Annotated in this window: 2 protein-coding genes and 1 pseudogene; all 3 read right to left on the bottom strand. The window is 68.4% G+C overall.

The features are described from left to right. Nucleotides 1–799, bottom strand: a pseudogene (locus AQY21_RS08760) (relaxase/mobilization nuclease domain-containing protein); the annotation flags it as partial. Between the two features lie 241 nt (nt 800–1,040). Then, on the bottom strand, nt 1,041–1,622 hold the full coding sequence (locus AQY21_RS08755) for a hypothetical protein (protein WP_058097310.1): 582 nt from the start codon (nt 1,620–1,622) through the stop codon (nt 1,041–1,043). Nucleotides 1,623–1,671: 49 nt separating this feature from the next. Continuing rightward, the coding region (locus tag AQY21_RS08750) for a lytic transglycosylase domain-containing protein (RefSeq protein ID WP_058097309.1) at nt 1,672–2,199 on the bottom strand (528 nt) is incomplete at its 5' end.

Raw genomic sequence — 2,199 nt, 5'->3', positions numbered from 1 at the left:
CGATGCCCGGCGCCATGTCGATGATGCCGGACTTGCCGGCGTCGCGGACCAGCTGGCGGTCGAGCGCGGTCCAGCGCTCCGCCTCGACCTGCCGCATCAGGCTGCGGCGGATCTCGTGGTCATGGCGCGGCCCCAGTTCTCGGGTGATCAGGTCCTGCGCCCGGTCGCGCAGTCCTTCCCTGATATAGTCGCGGGAGATGACCAGGTCCCTGCCGTCATCGGCCCGCCCCCGCAGGATGACATGGACATGGGGATTGTCGGTGTTCCAGTGATCGACGGCGATCCAGTCCAGTTCCGTGCCGAGATCCTTTTCCGCCTGGGCCATCAACTCCCGGGTGAACCGCTTCAGGTCCGCCATGTCGGCGGCATCCTCGGGCGAGACGATGAAGCGGAAATGATGGCGGTCGTCCGCGCTGCGCCCGGCGAAGTCCTTGACGTCGGCATCGTCGCTGTGCGGATCGAACATGCGGGCCTTCTCCCCGCCGCGGGTGACGCCGTCGCGGCCGAGATAGCCCAGATGCCGGGGCAGCGCGGCGGCCTGCGCGGTTCTGCGCACCACCCGAACCTTGACGGTGCAGAGCCGGGCGCGGCGGGTGATCAGCCGGTTGGCCTGGACGGCGGCGCTGCGGCCCCGGCCGAAGCGCGAGGTGCCCGGCGACACGATCCTGCCGCTGCGCGAGACGCGCCCGCCGGCCTTCTGGGCGGCGGCCAGCGCCTGGGCCACGAAAGGCCGGGCACGCTGGCTGCGGCTGGAGCGGATCCGCCCCGGACGAATGCGGAAATCGTCCTCGTTACTCATGGGTCGATCTCCTGCGAGGTGCGGGATTCGTTCAAAACCCTGCATAATCTTCGAGGCAGCGAGGCGCGGTTTGGTGCCGCGATGTGCGCAAATGCCTCGAAACCCCGGCAAACACCCCCAACCGCCCAGCCCGCACCTCGCGGGCTTTTATCTTGCCGTCCTAAAAGCGACGCGGCCCAGAGGGCCGCGTCGCCCTTTTCTGCTACGGAATACGACGGAACGCGACCTGATGCGTGATGGCTCATGACGGGTTCCTTGAGCGGGATCGCCCCCGGCGGGCGCTGTCCAAGGGTGCCAAATCGGGCAGCGGATCGTCCGGCAGGGTGAATTTCCGCCGCCAGGAATGCCAAGCTGCGGTGACGGCGCCGGTGCCGGAGAACAGGTCGTCGAGCGTGTCTTCGGGTCGTGCCGCGACCATCTCGAAGCACCAGTGGCAGACGGCTTCCGGCTTGGCGCCGGTCAGGCCGCGGCGCAGGGCGATGCTCTCCTGGATCCAGTCGCGCAGCACCAGCCGCTTGCTGACCACGGGCTTGCGGGCGGCCTTCACGATGACCGGCTCCCACGCAAAGGCGACCGGCACGTTGCGCTTGAAGGCGGCGAACCCCTTCACCCAGGCCATCCAGCGGGCGCCCGTCGGCTCGATCAGGGGAGCAAGCACGGCGAAGGAGCGCGGCGTCGCGGCGGCGTGCAGGATCCAGCCGTCGTAGTCGCGTTCCAGCCGCTCGATCAGCGCCGCATGATCGACCTCGCCGGCGTAATCGGGGCGGTCGCGGTAGAGATGCGCGCAGCCGATATAGGGTGGGTCGGCATAGGCAATCTTCATGACTGTGGGCTCCTGTCTGCGCAGGCGCGGTGTCGTTTGGAATGATTTTTCATTGCACGGCTCCTGCATCGGACCGGCGAACGAACAGGTCTTTGGATTGCGGTGCGAGGGCGGTAGAAGCGTCGTCGGATGGTTCTGCGAACTGCGCTGCCTGCGCGGCTGGTGTGCCGCCGGATTGCCCCCCTTCCGCATCCGGGCTGCCGACGAACAGCGGCGCTTCGCGCCAATCCGCTGGCGGCATGGCGACCGAACCGGAGCCGGCCAACGCCTCGCCGCCGAGCATCGGCGCGAGCGCGGCGACATAGGCGCGGGTCTCGACCGGCAGGGTCCGGCCCGAGATCAGGTGCTCATCATAGCGTCCCGGCCCGGCATTGTAAGCGGCCAGCATGCCGGCGATGCTGCCGTAACGATCATGCATCTCGCGCAGATAGGCGGTACCGGCGTGGATGTTGTCGCGCGAATCGAACGGGTCGCTGCCGAGAGCATGGCGGGCGCGCAGCGCCGCCCATGTCTCCGGCATGATCTGCATCAGCCCCATCGCCCCTTTGGGCGAGACGGCCTGCGAATTGCCGCGGCT

It is taken from the genome of Paracoccus sp. MKU1 (genome assembly GCF_001447385.1).
In the GTDB taxonomy this organism is placed as follows: domain Bacteria; phylum Pseudomonadota; class Alphaproteobacteria; order Rhodobacterales; family Rhodobacteraceae; genus Paracoccus.
The sequence above is the reverse complement of the archived record's forward strand: the minus strand, read 5'-3'. Positions and strand labels throughout refer to the sequence as shown.